The organism is Paenibacillus plantarum (genome assembly GCF_013141695.1).
GTDB lineage: Bacteria > Bacillota > Bacilli > Paenibacillales > NBRC-103111 > Paenibacillus_E > Paenibacillus_E plantarum.
The window spans coordinates 361,464-380,641 of the sequence record NZ_WHNY01000060.1; the positions used below are offsets into that span (position 1 = coordinate 361,464).

General features: G+C 36.1%; 21 protein-coding genes. All 21 read left to right on the forward strand.

Going from position 1 to position 19,178, the window contains the following annotated elements; all coding sequences use genetic code 11:
* Positions 1 to 10: 10 nt before the first annotated feature.
* The 21 genes from GC096_RS19690 (at position 11) to rfbC (GC096_RS19785) (ending at position 19,133) form a co-directional block, all read left to right on the forward strand.
* Complete coding sequence (locus GC096_RS19690) at positions 11 to 736, forward strand: glycosyltransferase family 2 protein (RefSeq protein WP_171632550.1); 726 nt, start codon at positions 11 to 13, stop codon at positions 734 to 736.
* Between the two features lie 26 nt (positions 737 to 762).
* Positions 763 to 1,131: a DUF2304 domain-containing protein gene (locus tag GC096_RS19695; protein WP_171632552.1), complete on the forward strand. Its 369-nt coding sequence runs from the start codon at positions 763 to 765 to the stop codon at positions 1,129 to 1,131.
* A gap of 63 nt (positions 1,132 to 1,194) precedes the next feature.
* Positions 1,195 to 1,929, forward strand: coding sequence for a class I SAM-dependent methyltransferase (locus GC096_RS19700; protein ID WP_171632554.1), 735 nt, complete (start codon positions 1,195 to 1,197; stop codon positions 1,927 to 1,929).
* A 13-nt stretch (positions 1,930 to 1,942) separates the two neighbouring features.
* The gene (locus tag GC096_RS19705; protein ID WP_246302841.1) at positions 1,943 to 2,296 is read left to right on the forward strand and encodes an EamA family transporter; all 354 of its coding nucleotides are present in this window, start codon (positions 1,943 to 1,945) and stop codon (positions 2,294 to 2,296) included.
* A gap of 19 nt (positions 2,297 to 2,315) precedes the next feature.
* Positions 2,316 to 3,059, forward strand: a complete 744-nt coding sequence (locus GC096_RS19710; RefSeq protein WP_171632556.1) for a sugar phosphate nucleotidyltransferase — start codon at positions 2,316 to 2,318, stop codon at positions 3,057 to 3,059.
* A 15-nt stretch (positions 3,060 to 3,074) separates the two neighbouring features.
* Positions 3,075 to 3,620, forward strand: a complete 546-nt coding sequence (gene rfbC / locus GC096_RS19715) for a dTDP-4-dehydrorhamnose 3,5-epimerase (protein WP_171632557.1) — start codon at positions 3,075 to 3,077, stop codon at positions 3,618 to 3,620.
* A gap of 18 nt (positions 3,621 to 3,638) precedes the next feature.
* Positions 3,639 to 4,661, forward strand: a complete 1,023-nt coding sequence (gene rfbB / locus GC096_RS19720; protein WP_171632559.1) for a dTDP-glucose 4,6-dehydratase — start codon at positions 3,639 to 3,641, stop codon at positions 4,659 to 4,661.
* Positions 4,658 to 5,506, forward strand: coding sequence for a dTDP-4-dehydrorhamnose reductase (rfbD, locus tag GC096_RS19725; protein WP_171632560.1), 849 nt, complete (start codon positions 4,658 to 4,660; stop codon positions 5,504 to 5,506). The genes rfbB and rfbD overlap by 4 nt, the downstream gene beginning before the upstream one ends.
* A 171-nt stretch (positions 5,507 to 5,677) precedes the next feature.
* A complete protein-coding gene (locus GC096_RS19730; protein ID WP_171632562.1) occupies positions 5,678 to 7,012 on the forward strand; it encodes a hypothetical protein in 1,335 nt (444 codons plus the stop codon).
* 20 nt (positions 7,013 to 7,032) lie between these two features.
* On the forward strand, positions 7,033 to 8,388 hold the full coding sequence (locus tag GC096_RS19735) for a hypothetical protein (protein WP_171632564.1): 1,356 nt from the start codon (positions 7,033 to 7,035) through the stop codon (positions 8,386 to 8,388).
* Positions 8,389 to 8,543: 155 nt separating this feature from the next.
* Positions 8,544 to 9,377 carry a beta-keto acid cleavage family enzyme gene (locus GC096_RS19740; RefSeq protein WP_171632565.1) on the forward strand — a complete coding sequence of 278 codons (834 nt, stop codon included), beginning with the start codon at positions 8,544 to 8,546 and terminating at the stop codon, positions 9,375 to 9,377.
* Positions 9,370 to 10,467: a DegT/DnrJ/EryC1/StrS family aminotransferase gene (locus GC096_RS19745; protein ID WP_171632567.1), complete on the forward strand. Its 1,098-nt coding sequence runs from the start codon at positions 9,370 to 9,372 to the stop codon at positions 10,465 to 10,467. The genes GC096_RS19740 and GC096_RS19745 overlap by 8 nt, the downstream gene beginning before the upstream one ends.
* A gap of 31 nt (positions 10,468 to 10,498) precedes the next feature.
* Positions 10,499 to 11,434 carry a Gfo/Idh/MocA family protein gene (locus tag GC096_RS19750; RefSeq protein ID WP_171632569.1) on the forward strand — a complete coding sequence of 312 codons (936 nt, stop codon included), beginning with the start codon at positions 10,499 to 10,501 and terminating at the stop codon, positions 11,432 to 11,434.
* Positions 11,431 to 12,228, forward strand: coding sequence for an LbetaH domain-containing protein (locus GC096_RS19755; protein WP_171632571.1), 798 nt, complete (start codon positions 11,431 to 11,433; stop codon positions 12,226 to 12,228). The genes GC096_RS19750 and GC096_RS19755 overlap by 4 nt, the downstream gene beginning before the upstream one ends.
* A complete protein-coding gene (locus tag GC096_RS19760) occupies positions 12,206 to 13,897 on the forward strand; it encodes a coiled-coil domain-containing protein (RefSeq protein WP_171632572.1) in 1,692 nt (563 codons plus the stop codon). The genes GC096_RS19755 and GC096_RS19760 overlap by 23 nt, the downstream gene beginning before the upstream one ends.
* Before the next feature lie 168 nt (positions 13,898 to 14,065).
* Positions 14,066 to 15,028 carry a glycosyltransferase family 2 protein gene (locus GC096_RS19765; protein ID WP_171632573.1) on the forward strand — a complete coding sequence of 321 codons (963 nt, stop codon included), beginning with the start codon at positions 14,066 to 14,068 and terminating at the stop codon, positions 15,026 to 15,028.
* Between the two features lie 101 nt (positions 15,029 to 15,129).
* Entirely contained in the window at positions 15,130 to 15,990 is an 861-nt protein-coding gene (locus GC096_RS19770) for a glycosyltransferase family 2 protein (RefSeq protein WP_171632575.1), read from the forward strand.
* A 1-nt stretch (position 15,991) separates the two neighbouring features.
* Positions 15,992 to 16,765 (forward strand): class I SAM-dependent methyltransferase, encoded by a 774-nt coding sequence (locus GC096_RS19775; protein ID WP_171632576.1) that lies wholly within the window; start codon positions 15,992 to 15,994, stop codon positions 16,763 to 16,765.
* 36 nt (positions 16,766 to 16,801) lie between these two features.
* A complete protein-coding gene (locus GC096_RS19780; RefSeq protein WP_171632578.1) occupies positions 16,802 to 18,208 on the forward strand; it encodes an undecaprenyl-phosphate glucose phosphotransferase in 1,407 nt (468 codons plus the stop codon).
* 86 nt (positions 18,209 to 18,294) lie between these two features.
* On the forward strand, positions 18,295 to 18,420 hold the full coding sequence (locus GC096_RS39120; protein ID WP_281366821.1) for a hypothetical protein: 126 nt from the start codon (positions 18,295 to 18,297) through the stop codon (positions 18,418 to 18,420).
* A gap of 167 nt (positions 18,421 to 18,587) precedes the next feature.
* Positions 18,588 to 19,133 carry a dTDP-4-dehydrorhamnose 3,5-epimerase gene (gene rfbC / locus GC096_RS19785; protein WP_171632579.1) on the forward strand — a complete coding sequence of 182 codons (546 nt, stop codon included), beginning with the start codon at positions 18,588 to 18,590 and terminating at the stop codon, positions 19,131 to 19,133.
* Positions 19,134 to 19,178 lie beyond the last annotated feature (45 nt).

The window sequence follows — 19,178 nt, forward strand, 5'->3', positions numbered from 1 at the left end:
GGGGATAAAATTGAAAGAAACTTTAATGATTATACCTGCTTATAATGAAGAGTTGAATATATCAAAAGTTATTATGGAAGTTAAAAATGACCTTAATTTTGTAGATATTTTAATAGTTAATGATTGTTCAACAGACAACACATTAGATATCTTAAAAAATACTGAAGGAATTCAGTTTATTTCTTTACCCGTAAATTTGGGTTACTCTGGTGCACTACAAACAGGATTTAAATATGCAGTTGAAAACGAATACAATACAGTAATCCAATTCGATGGTGATGGTCAACACATTGCATCAGAAGCAAAGAAACTTATTAATTTATTGAATCAAGAAAAAGCAGATATTATCATTGGTTCTCGATTTAAAGAAAGATCATCGTATGAACATAGTTTTTTTAGAAGACTAGGTACAAATATATTTAAAAGTATAATTAAGAAATCTTGTAATATTGAAATCTCAGATCCTACTTCAGGATTTCAAGTATTGAATAAATCCGTTATAAAAAAGTACGCTCAAATGAACAATTATCCCGAATATCCTGATGCAAACTTAATTATTGAAATGTTATTACAAAAATATAAAATAACAGAATACCAGGTGAATATGAGAAATAGAGAATTTGGTGAGAGCATGCATAGTGGAATATTAAAACCTATGAAGTATATGATTAAAATGATCTATGCAATTATTCTTATTCTATTTCAAGGGAAAAGAATCATTAGCTCACAAAAATAGAGTGTGTACTGCTAGGAGAGATAGTTATGATAACGCATTTATTTTTTGCAATGTTAGGTATTTTGTTAATTCTCTACGTTTTTAATAAAGTAAGAAAAAAATTGTTTTCTGAGAAGGAAAGTATATTTTGGATGACTGGTTCATTAATTGTTTTTTTACTATCGATTTTCCCAAAAACAATTGACTTTTTCTCTAACTTATTAGAAATAAATTATCCACCATCTTTATTATTTCTTATCGCAATGATTTTCACATTATTCCTTCTTTTTAGACAAAGTCAACAAATTTCTATTTTGAATGAAAAATTCAAGGAAATTGTTCAATACAATGCTATTCTAGAAAAAAAAGTTAGAGATTTGTCAAAAAAGTTAAATGAAATTAAGAGGGATGTCTGATCAATTGATGATTTTATTTGTTACTTTCCTTCAAGACAAGTATGATTAGAGGAGTTAGTAGTTATGAACAAATTATCAAAAAAAGAATTTTGGGATAGTGAATGGGAGCACGAAAAAAGAAATGACTATAAATCATTTGTTTTTGGAGATTTTTTAAGTAAGTTAATTCCCAAAGGTGGTAGCTTTGTAGAAATTGGATGTGCTCCTGGATCTATAATGGCTTATTTTTATCATAAATTAAATTTTGATGTTACTGGAGTTGACTATTCTAGTGTCTCCAAGATTGAAGAGAACCTAAAACATTATGATGTTGAAAAATTTCAATTATACGAAGCGGATTTTACTGAATTAAAGCTTGATAAGAAATATACTGTTGTTTCATCGTTTGGTTTTGTAGAACATTTCTATGACTACGATTCAATTATACAAAAACACATGGATTTAGTAGAGGATAAGGGATATTTAGTAATTGAGCTACCGAATATTAGATACTTTAATTGGTTAATCTACAGAATTGTAAATCCAGAGCTTTTAAGTATTCACAATTTAAAAATTATGAATTTAAAAGAGTTACCAAGAAAAATAAAAGAAAGTAATGAGTATGAGATCTTATATTGCAATTATTACAAAAGTTGTTTTTTATTTTTTAATGACCAGAATTCACAACTTTTATCTAGACCATTGTTAAGGTTGATTTTTTCGAAATTGAAAGAAATATTAATTAAGTTTCGTCTAGATAATATCTCAAATAGATATTTTTCTCCATATATAATACTTGTTGCAAAAAAAATGAAATAAGGGTTGGTTATGATTGAACTTGAAAATAATTATTCTCACATTAATAAATATAACATTGCTTGCCACTGGACAAATTTTATGGAAAATAGGATTAAAGAATACTGAATTAACATTAAAAAATGTATTAGGGTTATTTTCTTCTCCACTTATATTAAGTGGACTTATTTTGTACGGTGTTGCGACGATAGTTTGGTTTAAAATTTTATCAATTGGTAAATTAAGTGTGGTGTATCCATTACAAAGTATATCTTATGCTATTGTAATAATTTTGGCTTGGATAATCTTTAAAGAAGAAGTGACTTTGACCCGTTGGATTGGATGTGTAGTTATTCTTATAGGGATATATTTAATTTCAATGGAAAAATAAGAAATAAGGATGGTTAATTATGAAAGGCATTATTCTTGCTGGTGGAACAGGCTCACGCCTATTTCCTCTAACCAAAGTAACAAATAAACATTTACTTCCGGTCGGTAAATATCCAATGATTTTTCACGCTGTGGCCAAGCTTAAACAAGCAGATATTTTGGATATTCTCATAGTCACCGGGAAGGAACATATGGGTGATGTTGTTAACCTTCTCGGCAGCGGACGAGAAATGGGAGTAACCTTCACTTATAAAGTTCAAGATGAAGCTGGGGGAATTGCACAAGCACTAGACCTAGCTGAGCACTTCGTAGGCAATGATCAAATGGTTGTCATTCTCGGAGATAACGTGTTCGAAGAAAGTATCGTACCTTTTGTGACCAATTTTAGAAATCAACGTCATGGAGCTAAAATCCTCATTCAAGAGGTTCAAGACCCTCAACGTTATGGCGTGTCAGAATTAGAGGGGGACAAGATTGTTTCGATCGAAGAGAAGCCGAAGCAGCCGAAAAGCAGTTTTGCAGTTACAGGCATTTATATGTATGATAGTTCTGTTTTTAAAATTGTAAAATCGCTTAGACCATCGGATCGTGGCGAACTTGAGATTACAGATGTGAACAACGCATATATCAAAAAGAATGAGCTAACTTATGATATCCTTCAAGGCTGGTGGACAGATGCCGGTACGCATGCTTCTTTAGCAAAAGCAAATGAATTGGCCAAAGAACTGTTGTTTGGAGAAGAGTTTGGGAAACTAAAATTGTAAGAGGTGTTGATTCGAATGAATATCATAAAAACGAAGTTAGAAGGGCTAGTTCTTATCGAACCAGATGTCTTTGGTGACAATCGGGGCTTTTTTATGGAGAGCTATAGCAGCTCGAAGTTTGCAGATATTGGTGTGGATCATCTGTTTATTCAAGATAATCACTCCTTATCCGTTGAAGCCGGTGTGTTGCGTGGACTTCACTATCAGTTAAATCCCAAAGCTCAAACAAAGCTCGTTCGTGTAGCAGCTGGAGCCATTTACGATGTAGTCGTTGATATTCGCAAGAATTCCCTTACGTTCGGGCAATGGGTAGGTGTCATTTTAAGTGAAGCTAATAAGCGCCAGTTACTCGTTCCTCAAGGCTTTGCCCATGGTTTCTGCACGATTGTACCGAATACGCAGGTCCTGTATAAAGTAGACGAGTATTACTCGCCTGAGCAGGATCGCGGCATTATTTGGAATGATCCTGCCTTAGGAATTGATTGGCCAACCTCGAATCCGATTCTATCGGATAAGGATAAAAAGCATCCATTACTTAAAGATGCGGAAATTAACTTTTAAAATAGGAGTCTTACTTACATGAAAATTCTTGTAACCGGCGGGGCCGGATTTATCGGCAGCAACTTCGTGCAATATATCCTGGAGCGCTATCCTAAATATGAAATTATCAACTTGGATGCACTGACCTATGCAGGAAATTTAGAGAATTTGACTTCGATTCAAGACAATAGCCACTATACCTTCATAAAAGGGGACATTACGAATCCTGAACTCGTGAACAGTTTGTTCGATAAGGGAATCGATACGATTGTTCATTTCGCCGCGGAGTCGCATGTGGATCGCAGTATTCTCGAACCTGATATTTTCGTCAAAACAAATGTACTAGGAACGCAGGTTTTGCTGGAAGCTGCCCGTAAGCATACGGTTAAAAAATTTATTCATGTCTCGACAGATGAAGTATATGGATCTCTCGGTGAGACGGGGCTTTTCACGGAGGAAACGCCTATAGCACCGAATAGTCCCTATTCGGCAAGCAAAGCGGGATCTGATCTTCTAGTGCGTTCTTATCATGAGACGTTTGGACTCAATATCAACATTACTCGCTGCTCCAATAATTACGGTCCTTACCAATTTCCTGAAAAGTTAATTCCATTGATGATTGCGAATGCCTTGAGTGACAAGGCTCTGCCTGTGTATGGTGATGGTCTTAATATTAGAGATTGGCTTTATGTTGAGGATCACTGTAGTGCGATTGATTTGGTCCTACATAATGGGGTCAGTGGTGAGGTTTATAATATCGGTGGAAATAATGAGCGAACCAATATTCAAATTATCCAAACGATTCTTCGTGAGCTTGGAAAGCCTGAGTCTCTGATGCATTTCGTCAAAGATCGTCCGGGTCATGATCGTCGATATGGGATTGATGCCACGAAAATTACGAATGAACTTGGTTGGAAGCCGAAGCATTATTTTGAGACGGGTATTCAAGCGACGATTCGTTGGTATTTGGACAATCAAGCCTGGTGGAAACGAATTCAGACAGGTGAATATCAAAAGTATTTTTATGAGCAATACGGGTCACGGTTAGGTGAACATTCATGAGGATTGTAGTAACTGGCGCAAATGGACAGCTTGGGAAAGATGTTATTAAGCTGCTAGAAGCTCAGCATGAGGTTCATGGGTTAGGACGAGCGGATCTCGATATTACGGATGAGGGGCATTGTCTGGAGGTAATCGAGCAGTTACAACCTGAGGTTATTATTCATAGTGCTGCTTATACAGCTGTTGATCTTGCGGAGACAAATGAATTGGAAACCTTCCGAGTTAATTCGGATGGAACCAAGAATCTCGCTATAGCCGCTGAGAGTATAGGAGCTAAGTTCGTATACATCAGTACGGATTATGTCTTTGATGGGAAGTCTTCACAAGCCTATCGGGAAGATGATCCCACGAATCCTCAAAGTGTATATGGCAAGTCCAAAAGAGCTGGAGAACTTTATGTTCAATCCCTTTCTTCCAAGTATTTTATTGTAAGAACATCTTGGGTGTATGGACTGTACGGTAAGAACTTTGTGAAAACGATGTTAGAATTAGCTAAAACGCGTGATTCTTTAAAAGTTGTAAGTGATCAATTTGGATCACCAACGTACACAGTCGATCTTGCCTTGTTTCTTGAGCAATTGATTCAAACAGATTGTTACGGCATTTATCATGCTTCTAACGCAGGTGTTTGTTCTTGGTATGAGTTTGCATGTACCATTTTTGAAGAGGCAGGGGTAAAGTTGAAAGTAGAGTCATGTACAACAGAAGAATTCCCTAGACCTGCTCCAAGACCACGGAATTCCGCGATGGAACATGCAGCGATTCGAGCAAATGGTTTTGAAGATTTGCGTCATTGGGGAAAAGGGCTTAAGGCTTTTTTAAGAGAATTAGAAGAGAATAATTAAACAAGCACGATTTTTAACCGCAATTCAACATGGAAAGTAACCCATGTTGAATTTAGCGGTTTTTCTGCTTCTCATACTGGTTGTGGTTCGACCCTGGTAATAAGCATTGAAATTATGTTCAACATATGAAAGAGAAAGTGATATATTAGATGTTAATAAGGCGGTGTGAATGTGAAGACATTATATGTACATATTGGTATGCCAAGTACGGATACGACTTTGATCCAAGAGTTTCTGTCTATGAATCAAGAAACGCTTAAGAAGAATGATATTTTCTATCCAGTTGATGAAAATAAAAGCTACGTGATTTGGAATCAACACATGCCTCTAGTAACAGCGATCACCGGGGAGAATATTCCTACTTACACAGACAGAAAAAAATATATAAGTGAAAATATTTTGGAGGAATTTATTAGTGATATAGATATTACCATTGAGAACAATGTGATTATTTCTAGCGAGGGTTTTTCTTCATTATTTGAAAAAAAACATATCGTAGCTCTGAAAAAAAAATTCAATAAGTACAATGTGAAAATAATTGTGTATGTAAGAAGACAAGATGATTTCATAATTTCTAATTTTCAACATGCTGTTAGAGAAGGAAGGCATTTTGATTTTAGTTTAGAGCAAATTGCTGAAATTGAAAATGCAAAATATTATCATATTATTCGTGCATGGATAAGAGTCTTCGGCGAAAAAAATGTTTATATAAGAATTTTCAATGAGAATGAATTTTTTAGGAACGATTTATATTCAGATTTTATGAACATACTTGGAGTAAATTTACAATATACGAAGGTGGAAGTACCTCGAAAACATCAAAATCAATCAATTTCTTATGAAAAAGCATTATTTCTAAAAATGTTATCAAGTTACTTGGCAGCAATAGATGATATAGATAATGAGAAAAGATTAAACCATCAGGAGATTCGAAAAGTAATAATTAATAGTAGTTCAGATGATGTTGGGGACATAAAGAATTTCTTATCTTTTAGTGAGAGATTGGAAATAATTAAAATTTTTTCGAGGGATAATGCGAAATTAGCAAAAAAATATTTGAAAAGAAAAAATGGAGAGCTTTTTAATGTAGGCTCAGTTAATCCAATAGAAGAATTTAAATATAAAAAAGATTTACCAGATGAAGAGTTCATAGAAAAATTAGTGATTTTAGCTGAGGAGATGTTTAACAAGCAAAAAATGAGGGATGAAATTTATTTGAGATTAATTGGTTCTATAAGAGATTCTATAGAACTAACTTCAGAGGAAATTGAATTTAACTATAAATTTATTCAGGAAAATAATTTGTTTGACAGAGATTTCTATTTAGATACTTATGCTGACATTAAACAAACTGGTATTGATCCATTAATGCATTACATTAAATGGGGCTGGCATGAAGGACGAAATCCAAGTAATGAATTCAACACAAGAGAATACGTTATCGAAAATATAGAGTTAATTGATCAGCATGTAAATCCATTAGTACATAATAAAATGAATTCCTAGAGGTTTAAGGAGAGTAGGGAATGAAAACAATTTTTATTCATATTGGGTTGAGTAAAACGGGCACAACTTCATTACAGAACTTTTTGACAGTAAATCACTCAAAGTTATTGCAACATAATATTTTTTACCCTATTGATAGTCAAAAAAAATATGTTCAATGGAATCAACATGTGGGCTTGATTCCTTCACTTACCCAAGAAAAGTTAATATTCTTTAGTGACGATGATAATTATGTAAAAGGTGAAGCATTAGATGAGTTTTTAGACGATATCAAAAAAATCGAACAGGATAATATTCTAATTTCAAGTGAATTTTTTCTTCGCCTTTACAATGATTCCTCAATTGATTTGCTACAAAACAGTTTGAAAAATTATAATACCAAGATTATTTTATATGTAAGAAGGCAAGATGAATTTTATCTTTCCACACGCAGTGAACGTGCGAAAGTAGGGTTCCCCCATAGGATTAGCGTAACCAATTGTATATCCGATACTTGTCTCAACGATTCAGTTTTTTTGGAAGCTGCAAATTATTATAAGTTGATAAATAGATGGGCAAAAGCATTTGGTAAGGAAAACATGATAGTTAGAATTTTTGAAAAGGAGAAACTTTATAAAAATGATTTATTTTCGGACTTCCTTCATATTTTTGGAATTGAAATGGATGGGAATTTTGAGATCACTAATAACTTAAATGAATCGCTATCTTTAGAGAAAGTAAGATTTCTCCAGGAATTATCTCATTATCTCGTTTCATACAGTAATGTAAATAATAAAAAAAGGTTCGTTCATCAAGATATAAGAAATTTTATAATACAATCTGTTGATTTGTTTGAAAAAGGGAAATTGAGTGAATTTTTTTCAGATGGTGAGAAACAGCAAATTGTTAACTACTTTGAAGAAGGAAATAAATTGCTTGCAAAGGAATACTTGCAAAACGAAACAGGTGAACTTTTTAGTAAGATAACGGCTCATACGAAGCCCCTTCATAGTAATACTAAAATGTCGAATGATGAAACAATAAAGGCTTTAATTAAGCTAGTAGAAAAATTTCATTGGAATATTAAACAAACAGAACAAATGTACGATAGGCTTATGTTGTCAATAAGAAATCAAGGTTTATTAGCCAAAGAAAGAATAGATTTTGAGTATGAATTTATTAAACAAAATAGTTTACTAGAGATTGAATATTATTTGAATGAATATAAGGATGTTCTAGTAACAGGCTTAGACCCCATTTTGCATTATATTCAGTATGGATGGTTTGAGGGTAAAAATCCAAGTAGTAATTTCAACACTAGGGAATATGTAATGAATAATTTGGGGATTTTAGACGAAAGTATAAACCCGTTGGTCCATAGCTTTAGGAATAGTTAGTTATTCGAATAGAACTGAAAGATAAGAAAATAAGTTTTAATAAATATGGCCCACACTATGTCCAATCTATTATTTTGACAGTATAATCTTACTGAGTTGTAATTATATTTTATTTAGTAAATGGCGTTTCTTATAGGAACTCCAGAAGGAGTGCAATGAAAAAAATTGGGATCTGTGTAGCAATTACCGGTTCAATGACTAGAAAGGAAACAATGCCTGGGCTTCCTGTTACTGTGGATGAAATTATTAATTGTGCGTATGAATGTTCCGTTGCAGGGGCTGCGATGGTTCATATCCATGTTCGCGATAAGAATGAACGTCCATCGTTGGATGCTTCGTTATACAAGGAAGTGTTGACCGGAATTCGCGAAAAATGTGATATCTTGGTGTGCATATCTACCTCAAATCATCTTGTCGATATATCCGATAAAGAACGAATCAGATTAATGGAATTAAAACCAGATTTAGCGTCAATAGAAGTAACTTCTGTCAAACGACCTGATGGTGGAATTAAAAACTCAAAAAAGTTTGTGAGAGATATTCTTCAAGCGATGGATGAATATGAAGTAAAGCCTGAATTTGAGATATTTAATCCGAAAATGTTAAAAGAACTAATGCGACTGGTTGAGCTTGGTCTCGTTGAAAACAACGCTCTTATTCAATTTATCATAGGTTCAACCGGCGGGATGAAATCTGACTATAACAATATTCAATGGATTCTCGACTCGGTTCCAAAAGGTTTTAATTGGTCTGCAGCCGGTATTGCAGGAATGCAGTTACCGGTTAATTTTATTTCCATTTTAAATGGCTGCGATGTGATTCGAACCGGAATGGAAGACAATCGTTTCTTTTTAAAAGGGATACCTGTAAAGAATAATATAGAATTTGTAAACCGAGCGGCAGTAATGATTCAAATGTTAGGTTGTGAAGTTGCTGATTCTTTTGAAATGGCAAAAATACTGGGAGTAAAGGAACGGAAAAATGATTAAAATTGCACAACCACAGATTGGTCAAGAGGAGATAGATGCAGTAAGCGCAGTATTGAGAAGTGGTCAATTGGCTAGTGGAGAGAATGTCGCACTATTTCAAAAAGAGTTTTCAGAGTATCTAAACCAGGGTTTCTGTATTGCTGCTTCCTCTGGAACAACAGCCTTAGAAATAGCCCTCAGAGCACTTGGAATCAAAGAGGGAGACAAAATAATTACCACAGCTTTCTCATTTATCGCGACAGCCAATGTGATTATACACGCAGGGGCGACTCCGATTTTTGCAGATATTGATGAAAGAACTATGAATATCTCTTCTGATAGTATTGAACAGATTCTTCAGGAGCAAGAAGGCGTTAAAGCAATATTAATTGTCCATTTATTCGGTCAGAGTTGCGATATGGATCAAATACAGGGAATTGCAAACAGGTACCAGTTGCTGCTTGTTGAGGATTGTGCTCAAGCTCATGGGGCAGAATGGAAAGGACGTAAGTTGGGTACATTCGGGGATGCTAGTGCATTCAGTTTTTACCCGACTAAAAATATGACAACCGCAGAAGGCGGTATGGTGGTATTTAAGAATAAAAATGCAGCTGTATTTGCAAATCAACTTATTCAGCATGGTATTAAAGCAAGGAATCAATTTGAATTCATAGGATATAATTATCGTTTGTCTGAGATTTCAGCGGCAATTGGTCTATGTCAACTAAAAAAACTGGATCGATTTAATTCTGCTAGACGAGATAATGCTGCTCTCTATGATGAGAATATCGATAATTTTTATATCATCAAGCCACAAGAGGTTCTGGGAGCAATGCATGTCTATAATCAATATACATTACGTATTTTAAATGGTATGCGGGATGCTTTTATAGCTCACATGGAAAAAGAAGGAGTTAGCACTTCGATTTATTACCCCTATACAATTCCCGAGCAAGCTTGTTACAGAGCAACTGATTTATTAGAGAAAGATTACAACAGAAGACTTGGGGTTTCTAACCGGATAAAACATGAGGTCGTCTCAATTCCTATTCATCCGGGATTAACCTCTTTTGAAGTTGAGCGGATTATTACTGCTATCAATAGGTTCTAAATAGGATAGTTATAAGAAACTAGGTGAAATATTGAAGATCGGTTTAATTGGTTTTGGGAAATGGGGCCCAAATATTGCAAAGGAAATATCATTACATAATTCCTTAGAGCTTGCTGCTATTTGTGATGTTAATAACCTTCGACTACTAGATGCTGAAAAACTCTATATGAAGAACAATGATATTTTTTTTACGACAGATTACCATAAGTTATTTTGCGACCAGATTGACACAATTGTTGTTTCTGTAGGGATGGAAGACAGTTTTGGGATCGCAAAAAATGTTTTGCTTGCGAACAAACACTTGTTTATCGAAAAACCATTTACGTTGACATGTGAACATGCTGAGGAACTTCAAAATATCGCAGTCCAACGTGGACTCACGATTCATATTGATCATCTCATGATTTATCATTCAGCAATAATTAAAATTAAGTCCATTTTAGTAGAGTCTAATTCAATATTAACTTTTGAAGCAACCAGAGTGACTACTGGTAAATCTAAAGGGCTTGCTGAGTTGCTTTGGGATTTGGCTGTTCATGACTTAGCAGTACTGGACTATTTGTTGAACGGTCGAGAGCTAGAACTTCTTTATGTTGAGTATCTTGCAGATGAAGTTGTTTTAACACTGACCAGCAATTCGTTTATTGGACGGATCAAGGTTGGACACAACGCGGTGGTCAAAGAACGATACTCAAAAATAAGTATTTCTGATAAGGAAATCCATTTTGATGAATTGGATGATAGAAAGATTTTCACTATTTACGATAAAAATAGGAATGAATTTCTGAGCAACCCTGTCCATGTAACCTATGATGGCCCCAGCGCATTGACAACTAGTTTATCTCATTTTATTAACTGTATACATCATCATAGAAAATCAATGTCAGGCCCAGAACAAGCAATTAGAGGGATTCAAGTAATTGAAAAGGCAGTAAAGTTTTTGAAAATGGAGGTGGTTAACGAATGATTCATGAAAGTGCATTTATTGGTCGAAATGTAATGATTGGTGAGAATGTAAGCATCGGGGAATATTCAATTATCGGTGATAATGTAAGTATTGGTGATGGGGTTATCGTATGTAGTCATACAAAAATTCATCCAAATACCTCAATAAGCAGCGGAACTTATATAGGAAGTTTTTGTTCTATTGGTGCCCTGCCAAATCTTAAAGGTTTTGATCAATCAATCGAATCAGGACTAATTATTGGCTCAAATAATATCATTAATGATCATACTGTCATTGCTAGGTCAAAAAATTCGAATAGCAATACATGTATAGGTAACAACAATCATATCGGTCACGGCGCATATTTGGGTCATGATACTATTATTGGATATTCAACTACATTATCTGCACATGTGCGAATTTCGGGTCACACCCAGATCGATGATTTTGCCCATATTGGAATGTCAGCATTTACACATCAGTTTTCTAAAGTGGGAAAATATGCAATGGTAGGTGCTATGGCAAAGGTGGTTAGAGATATTCCCCCATATTTTCTGGTCGATGGCAATCCAGCAATGATAAAAAAAGTAAATAAAATAGGGTTAGAGAGACAGGGCTTCACAGTTGAACAGATCAATCAATTGGAGAGCATTTTAAATACATTTGCAAAGAGCTCTTACCCTTCTTTCTCTGATGAAGATCAAGCGAAATTGATGAGACTGTTTCAAGAAAGTGTTACTTTCTCAAGTTTGATGCAATTTATTGATGAATCGCAAAGAGGGTGTATGAAAATTGATACAAAGTGGGGTAACTGAAAAAATATTAAATCAATTAAAATATAAGGATTGCGTAATTTCATTTTGTCATGATGATTACCGAAAGATTACCTCAGGTTCACAAAAATATGTTTTAGAGTTGCAACAAATGATGAATGATCGCAATATTTCTTGCGTTGCTTTAATCACTGCAAGTAATTATGATGCTGATAAGATCGAACCAAAAAATCTTATTATTGAAGTTGTCATTGATAATGAAACAGTTTGTTATTTAACTGCATGGCAAGTAGGCTACTACTTTGGATCCCTCATTACGGCAAACAAGATTAATCTCCTAAGTATTATTATCAATAGTTTATTTAGAATGAATATTGCGATGATTGACGAGATTATCAGCAGAATTAATGAAAAACATAATATTGCTGTTCTTCATATTTTGCACGATTATTACTCCATTTGTCGAAATATTTTTTTGTTTTATAATGATGAGGAATTCTGCGGTCCCGCACCCATTGGTTCTCCGCGTTGTAAAACCTGTCGTCATGGCGAGAACCGCGAAGAGCATCACGCATCTATAAATAATCTGTTTATTAAGCATAACGTTACTATTGTAGCACCATCTGAAAATGGAAAACGCATTTTTCTACGAATATTCCAGCATCTAGAGCAGAGTGTTCGTGTGGTTCCTCATCAGAATGTTATACATTTGAAAAGTTTAATCTCCTCTTATCCATTATCAAATAAGAAAATACGGGTTGCATTTCTGGGTTATCCTCTCAAGAACAAGGGTTGGGATGCTTGGTTAAAAATAAATGATATCCCCAATAGATCGGACTATGAATTCTATCATTTTACTGTAATTAATCAATCATTGCCGGGGACTATTTTTATTGACACGAGTTTTCACAATGGTGCTAACCAAGACACTACCTCAAGGCTGATTGAACATAAAATTGATGTAGTTCTATTATGGTCAAATTGGTTTGGTAATTATAATTACACCTATTATGAAAGTCTGGAGGCTAACTGTTTTGTTATCACCTACAAAGACAGTGGAAACATTGCAGATCAGGTAAAACATTTTAGAAATGGACTAGTTTTGGATTCTGAGCAAGAACTAGTTGAACTGTTTAACACTAATGAAAAACTAAAAGAATGTATTGATAATTACAAAAAGATTAATGACCTATATCGCGTTGTTGTAAATAACCAGTTAGCTGACGAGCTTTTGGATAAAAGGCTTTTCTTGAGTACTGAAATGCAGAGCTTCGAAGAACAGATGAATAATGATTTTGAGCAAACCATTGATAGTTTAATCCAAGGTAAACTTGAATTGCAACAGGAACTGCAGAATCAACAATGGGAAAAGCAAGAATTGCAAACCGAACGGCAAGTTCTGCAACAAGAACTGCAAGATCAGCAACGGGAACTTCAAGAATTGCGACAGAAACTACATGAATATGAAGAGAACTATTCTCATTTAGAACTGCGCTCAAAAGAAGTTGAAAAAAATCATAGTGAAAATTTAGTATATACACTGCATATAAAGAGTCACTTTGAAGAATTGGAAGGATATAATCACTTAGTTGTCAAAAGATTAAATCAATTGGAAAACGAAGGTTCTCTAAAAACGTTCCTAAGGTCATTTTATAAGTTTTTTCCTCAAAGTATAAAGCTAAAATTAAAGAATCTTTTCATTAAGATGTAAGGAAATTAATAGTAGTATTCCAAAATTTGCTTTCTTAAAACAGTAAAGCTGTCATTATGCATCGAAGCATAGTGGTGGCTTTTTTAATTTGCGATTCTTTTTAGAAAATGTCGTTTTGTTTCGATTGCCGATTTCGTATAATGGATAAGAAGAGGAGGCTGATTTAGTTTGGAAGCCAGTAACAAACGGACAGTCAGTGTCCATATTGTCACTTATAACAGCGCTGAATATATCGAGGATTGTTTGGAAGCAGTACTGGGACAGTCCCATCCAATTGACCAAATCATTGTCATAGATAATGCATCCAAGGATCATACACTTCATTCGCTGACAAAATGGCAAGATAGATGCACGATTATTCGAAACGAGCAGAACAATGGCTTCGCCGGAGCTCACAATCAAGCGATTCGGATGACGGAAACGGATTATTGTTTAATCCTCAATCCAGATGTTGTCCTTGAACCGGATTATGTTCTTAACATATTCCTTGCACTCCAGAATCACCATCAAGCAGGCAGTGCAACAGGTAAATTACTTTTCAAAGCAGCACCTCATCAGATTGACAGTACTGGACTCATCATCAACAAAGCGCGAAGAGCTTTCGACCGCGGCGCACATCAGACGAGCAACCTATTTAAACACCCGGAAGAAGTCTTCGGTGTCTCCGGCGCCGCGGCTATGTACTCACGCGAAATGATTGACGACATTAGCCTGAATGGCGAATTTTTCGATGAGGACTTCTTTGCATATAAAGAAGACGTAGATGTGGCATGGCGTGCGCAATTACTAGGCTGGAAAGCACTATATGAGCCAACAGCAATCGCCTATCATGAACGAGGCTGGAAAGAGGGCGGCAGGAGCAGCAAACCGCTTTTTGTTAGAAGATTATCCTTTATCAATCGCTATAAAATGATGGTGAAGAACGACAATATTAAATCCATGATGAAACACATTATTCCACTGTTGGTGTATGAATGCCTTAGTCTTGTATATGCTCTCATCCGTGAACCTAAATTATTAGGAGCTTGGATGGATTTTTATCGCAAGTACCCGGAGTTGAGCAACAAGAGAAGCTTAATTCGTTCGAAACAAAGACAAGCATCGTCCTTAATGAATAAATGGTTTATATAATGAATACCTAAGATTAGCAGACGCTAGTCTTATTTTTTTAGGCGAAAATTAATATTCCCGTGCTATACTAAGGATAATCAATCAAAAAATGAGGTCATCACTTGGATTTATCCATTATCATCGTGAACTACAAAACGAAGGATCTAACGCTAGCCTGCATTGAATCGGTTTTTTCGTCAACTACATCATACAAATACGAGATCATTCTTATTGATAACGCATCTAACGATGGCACTATTCAATCTTTGAATGAGCAGTACCCTCAGGTAGTCACTATCGGCAATACAGAGAACGTAGGTTTCTCAAAAGCCAACAACCAAGGCATTCGCATATCCAAAGGTCGTTACGTCTTGCTTTTAAACTCCGATACAATCGTGCAACTGGATACTCTAGACGTGATGCTGCAATTCATGGACGAGAACCCTATTGTAGGGGCTAGCGGCTGTAAAATCGTGCTACCGGACGGTTCACTCGATAAAGCTTGCAAACGTGGCTTCCCAACGCCCTCAGCGTCTTTCTACTATGCATTTGGATTTGCCAAGCTATTTCCGGAAATCCATAGATTTAATCAATATCAGCTTGGTTATTTAGATGCTGACCAACAATATCCCATCGATTCATTAGTCGGAGCATTCATGCTTGTACGCCGCGAGACGATAGAGCATGTCGGTATGCTGGATGAGGAATTTTTTATGTATGGTGAAGATATTGATTGGTGTTATAGAATCAAGGAAGCGGGTTGGGTGAATTATTATTACCCACGTACGCAGATTGTTCATCACAAAGGGGCAAGCAGTCGAAGAAAGCCGTACAAGATTATATATGAGTTTCATAGAGCCATGTATCTCTTTCACAAAAAGCATTATATGCGTAAATACGCGATGATTACAAATGGTTTCGTGTACGCTGGAATTGCATTCAAGTTCTTTTTGACTTTATTAAAAAATAAACTAATTAGGTGAAATGATGACTATTACGACTACTAAAATCGTTAAAGAAAAAGACTTTCACAATGAAGTTTTTGGCGGAAATAACGATGCCCGAGAAAAAGCGAATGAAAAGTATTACTCTATCACACAAGCCATTATTAACTATTATTCGGACTTGCTGCTTGCACATTGTGCCAATAAAGACGTATTAGAATACGGTTGTGGTTTAAGCAGTTATTCTTATTTCCTAGTTAGAAACGGCGCTGCATCAGCTAAGGGAATAGACATTTCAGATGTTGCTATTCAACAGGCGAATGCAAGAGCGCGAGAAGAGGGCCTACAAGACAAGATGGATTTCTTAGTTATGGATGCTGAAAATCTTGAATTTGCCAATGATACCTTTGATTTAATTTGTGGAAATGGTATTATTCATCACTTGGATTTACATAAAGCTTATCGAGAGCTTTCAAGAACGATAAAACCCGATGGTACGGTTGTTTTCTCCGAACCTTTAGGACATAATCCACTCATTAATTTGTTTCGGAAGTTGACTCCAGGGATTCGGACAGAAGATGAGCACCCATTGCTCATGAAAGATATTGAGTTAGCGAAAACCTATTTTGATTCAGTGGAATTGAAATATTTCTACTTAGCAACCCTAGCATTAAGTCCTTTTCGTAAATTTCCTGCATTTTCTTCCTTAGTTAAATTCGCTGATCGATTCGACAATATGTTGTTCCGTGCGCTTCCTTTTATCAGAAAACATGCTTGGATGGCTGTTATTGTTCTCAAAAAACCTAAGCTATAGTACATCGTTATCCATTGTTTCGAGGAGGTGAATGAAATGATTCGGAAAAACGAGAAGTTTTTAACCCAAATTTATGCATTAGCTGACTTTATCACAATTCAATTGGTATTTCTGTTGGCATGGTGGTTGAAGTTCAAAAGCGGTTTTATCCCGCATGAGGTGCCTTTACCTATTGGAGAATATGCAATTTGGAGTTTAGTTTACGGGGCTATCGCGGTTGGAATTGGATTTAATATCACGTTGTATTCGCCGAAAAGGAAGAAGAAGTTCGCGGAAGAATCTATTAGGATTTTTCAAGTGCATATCATCAGTATTTTTGTACTTTTAAGCTTGCTCTTCTTTTTCAAAGCGGTTCATATTTCTAGAACGTACTTGGCGATTTATTTTATTGGCAGTGTTTGTTTCATTTCAATTTATCGTTATTTGGTGAAATTAGGCCTGAAGCGACTAAGAAAGAAGGGCTATAATAAGCAATTCATTTTGATTCTTGGTGCAGGGACGCTAGGGCGGCGCTTTTATGCGAATTTGAAACAACATCCTGAACTCGGGTTTGAGGTAATCGGATTCCTGGATGACTATACCGACCAGCATGAAAATAAATATAAGAATTACAAACCAATTATCGGGACTATTGATGAGCTGGAAGAAACACTTCAAAATGTAATGATTGATGAAGTTATCATTGCACTGCCGTTGGAGGCACATCTGAAGTTCGGTAAGATCATAAGCATTTGTGAAAAATCCGGTGTTCGGACGATGATTATCCCTGATTTTTTTGACATTCTGCCATCTAAGCCTCACTTTGATAATTTTGCGGGAATGCCCTTAATTAATGTTCGGGATATTCCACTTGATGAAATGTCTAATCGTACGTTAAAAAGAGGCTTTGATATTCTGTTCTCACTAACAGCGATCCTTATTATTTTTCCTTTATTGCTAATTATCGCAATAGCCATCAAACTCACCTCCGATGGCCCCATCATCTTCAAGCAAGAGAGAGTTGGTCTGAACCGCAGACGCTTTATGATGTACAAGTTTCGCAGTATGAAGAACCTTGGAGACAAGGCTTCAAACACCGAGTGGACAGTAGAAAATGACCCGCGACGAACGAAGGTTGGAACATTCTTGCGTAAAACGAGTCTCGATGAGCTTCCGCAGTTCTTCAATGTGCTATTCGGGCATATGAGTGTGGTTGGTCCAAGGCCGGAGCGTCCTTATTTCGTGGAACAATTTAAGGAAGAAGTACCGAAGTATATGGTGAAGCATCACATTAGGCCTGGGATTACGGGTTGGGCGCAGAGCAACGGCTTGCGCGGGGATACATCGATCGAGGAACGGATTAAACATGATATTTTTTACATCGAAAATTGGACTTTTTTATTTGATATTAAAATTATTTGGAGAACTGTTGTTAAAGGCTTTATTAATAAAAATGCCTATTAAACTAAAATATATTGAAACGACCGCATGATTCGCCAACATTTTCCCCATACTAGTGCATATACTGAGTAGGCGGGGAGGTTTTGGGTATGATTGATCATGAAGACGCTTATCAGGATGAACATCTGTCGATCGGCAAGGGATTGATTGTCGGTGTGGTCTTCGGTTCCCTGATTTGGGCAGGTATAATTGCAGGTATCGTATATATATGGTAAATGCATCTCATACAAGGAAAAGGCTGCTGGGGCTGTAAAGCTCTTGGTGGCCTTTTTACGCTTGCATAGAGCCCAGACGATAAGGAAGAGGTCACTTGTCTATAAACGGTTGTCTGAGGCTTTCTACGACTCTCCTGCATATGCTAGTCAATGAGGTGAGAGGACGTATGAAGATAACGCCAACAGCTTTAGCTGGGCTTGTTATTATTGAACCTGAGGTCCATGCGGACCATCGGGGATTTTTCATGGAAAGTTATCATGCGGCAAAGCTTGCCGTACAGTGGATTACGATAGATTTTGTGCAAGATAATCATTCACTTTCGGAAGAGATAGGCGTGCTGCGCGGGCTGCATTATCAATTGAACCCACAAGCGCAAACGAAGTTAGTGCGAGTAGTCGCGGGCTCGATCTACGATGTGGCTGTAGATATTCGTCCAAGCTCCCCTACATTTGGTCAGTGGGTGGGTGTTACCCTTAGCGCCGACAATAAGCGTCAGTTGTTAGTTCCACAGGGCTTTGCACACGGCTTCTGTACATTAGAGCCGAAGACGCAAGTGCTGTACAAGGTGGATGCTTATTATTCGCCGCAGCATGACCGCGGGATACGGTGGAATGATCCGGCAATCGGCATAGTTTGGCCGACGACGTCACCGATTTTATCAGCGAAGGATGAGAAGCATCCTGTATTGAGGGATGCGGAGATTAATGTATAAGAGAATGCTAGGATTGAAATGAAAAGCTGCATGGGCTATTTTCTT

Coding starts and splice junctions, on each gene's coding strand:
- rfbC (WP_171632579.1), top strand. CDS start 18,588: ATGAAGATAACGCCAACAGCTTTAGCTGGGCTTGTTATTATTGAACCT.
- rfbC (WP_171632557.1), top strand. CDS start 3,075: ATGAATATCATAAAAACGAAGTTAGAAGGGCTAGTTCTTATCGAACCA.
- GC096_RS19740 (WP_171632565.1), top strand. CDS start 8,544: ATGAAAAAAATTGGGATCTGTGTAGCAATTACCGGTTCAATGACTAGA.
- GC096_RS19755 (WP_171632571.1), top strand. CDS start 11,431: ATGATTCATGAAAGTGCATTTATTGGTCGAAATGTAATGATTGGTGAG.
- GC096_RS19775 (WP_171632576.1), top strand. CDS start 15,992: ATGATGACTATTACGACTACTAAAATCGTTAAAGAAAAAGACTTTCAC.
- GC096_RS19780 (WP_171632578.1), top strand. CDS start 16,802: ATGATTCGGAAAAACGAGAAGTTTTTAACCCAAATTTATGCATTAGCT.
- GC096_RS19700 (WP_171632554.1), top strand. CDS start 1,195: ATGAACAAATTATCAAAAAAAGAATTTTGGGATAGTGAATGGGAGCAC.
- GC096_RS19695 (WP_171632552.1), top strand. CDS start 763: ATGATAACGCATTTATTTTTTGCAATGTTAGGTATTTTGTTAATTCTC.
- rfbD (WP_171632560.1), top strand. CDS start 4,658: ATGAGGATTGTAGTAACTGGCGCAAATGGACAGCTTGGGAAAGATGTT.
- GC096_RS19710 (WP_171632556.1), top strand. CDS start 2,316: ATGAAAGGCATTATTCTTGCTGGTGGAACAGGCTCACGCCTATTTCCT.
- GC096_RS19745 (WP_171632567.1), top strand. CDS start 9,370: ATGATTAAAATTGCACAACCACAGATTGGTCAAGAGGAGATAGATGCA.
- GC096_RS19735 (WP_171632564.1), top strand. CDS start 7,033: ATGAAAACAATTTTTATTCATATTGGGTTGAGTAAAACGGGCACAACT.
- rfbB (WP_171632559.1), top strand. CDS start 3,639: ATGAAAATTCTTGTAACCGGCGGGGCCGGATTTATCGGCAGCAACTTC.
- GC096_RS39120 (WP_281366821.1), top strand. CDS start 18,295: ATGATTGATCATGAAGACGCTTATCAGGATGAACATCTGTCGATCGGC.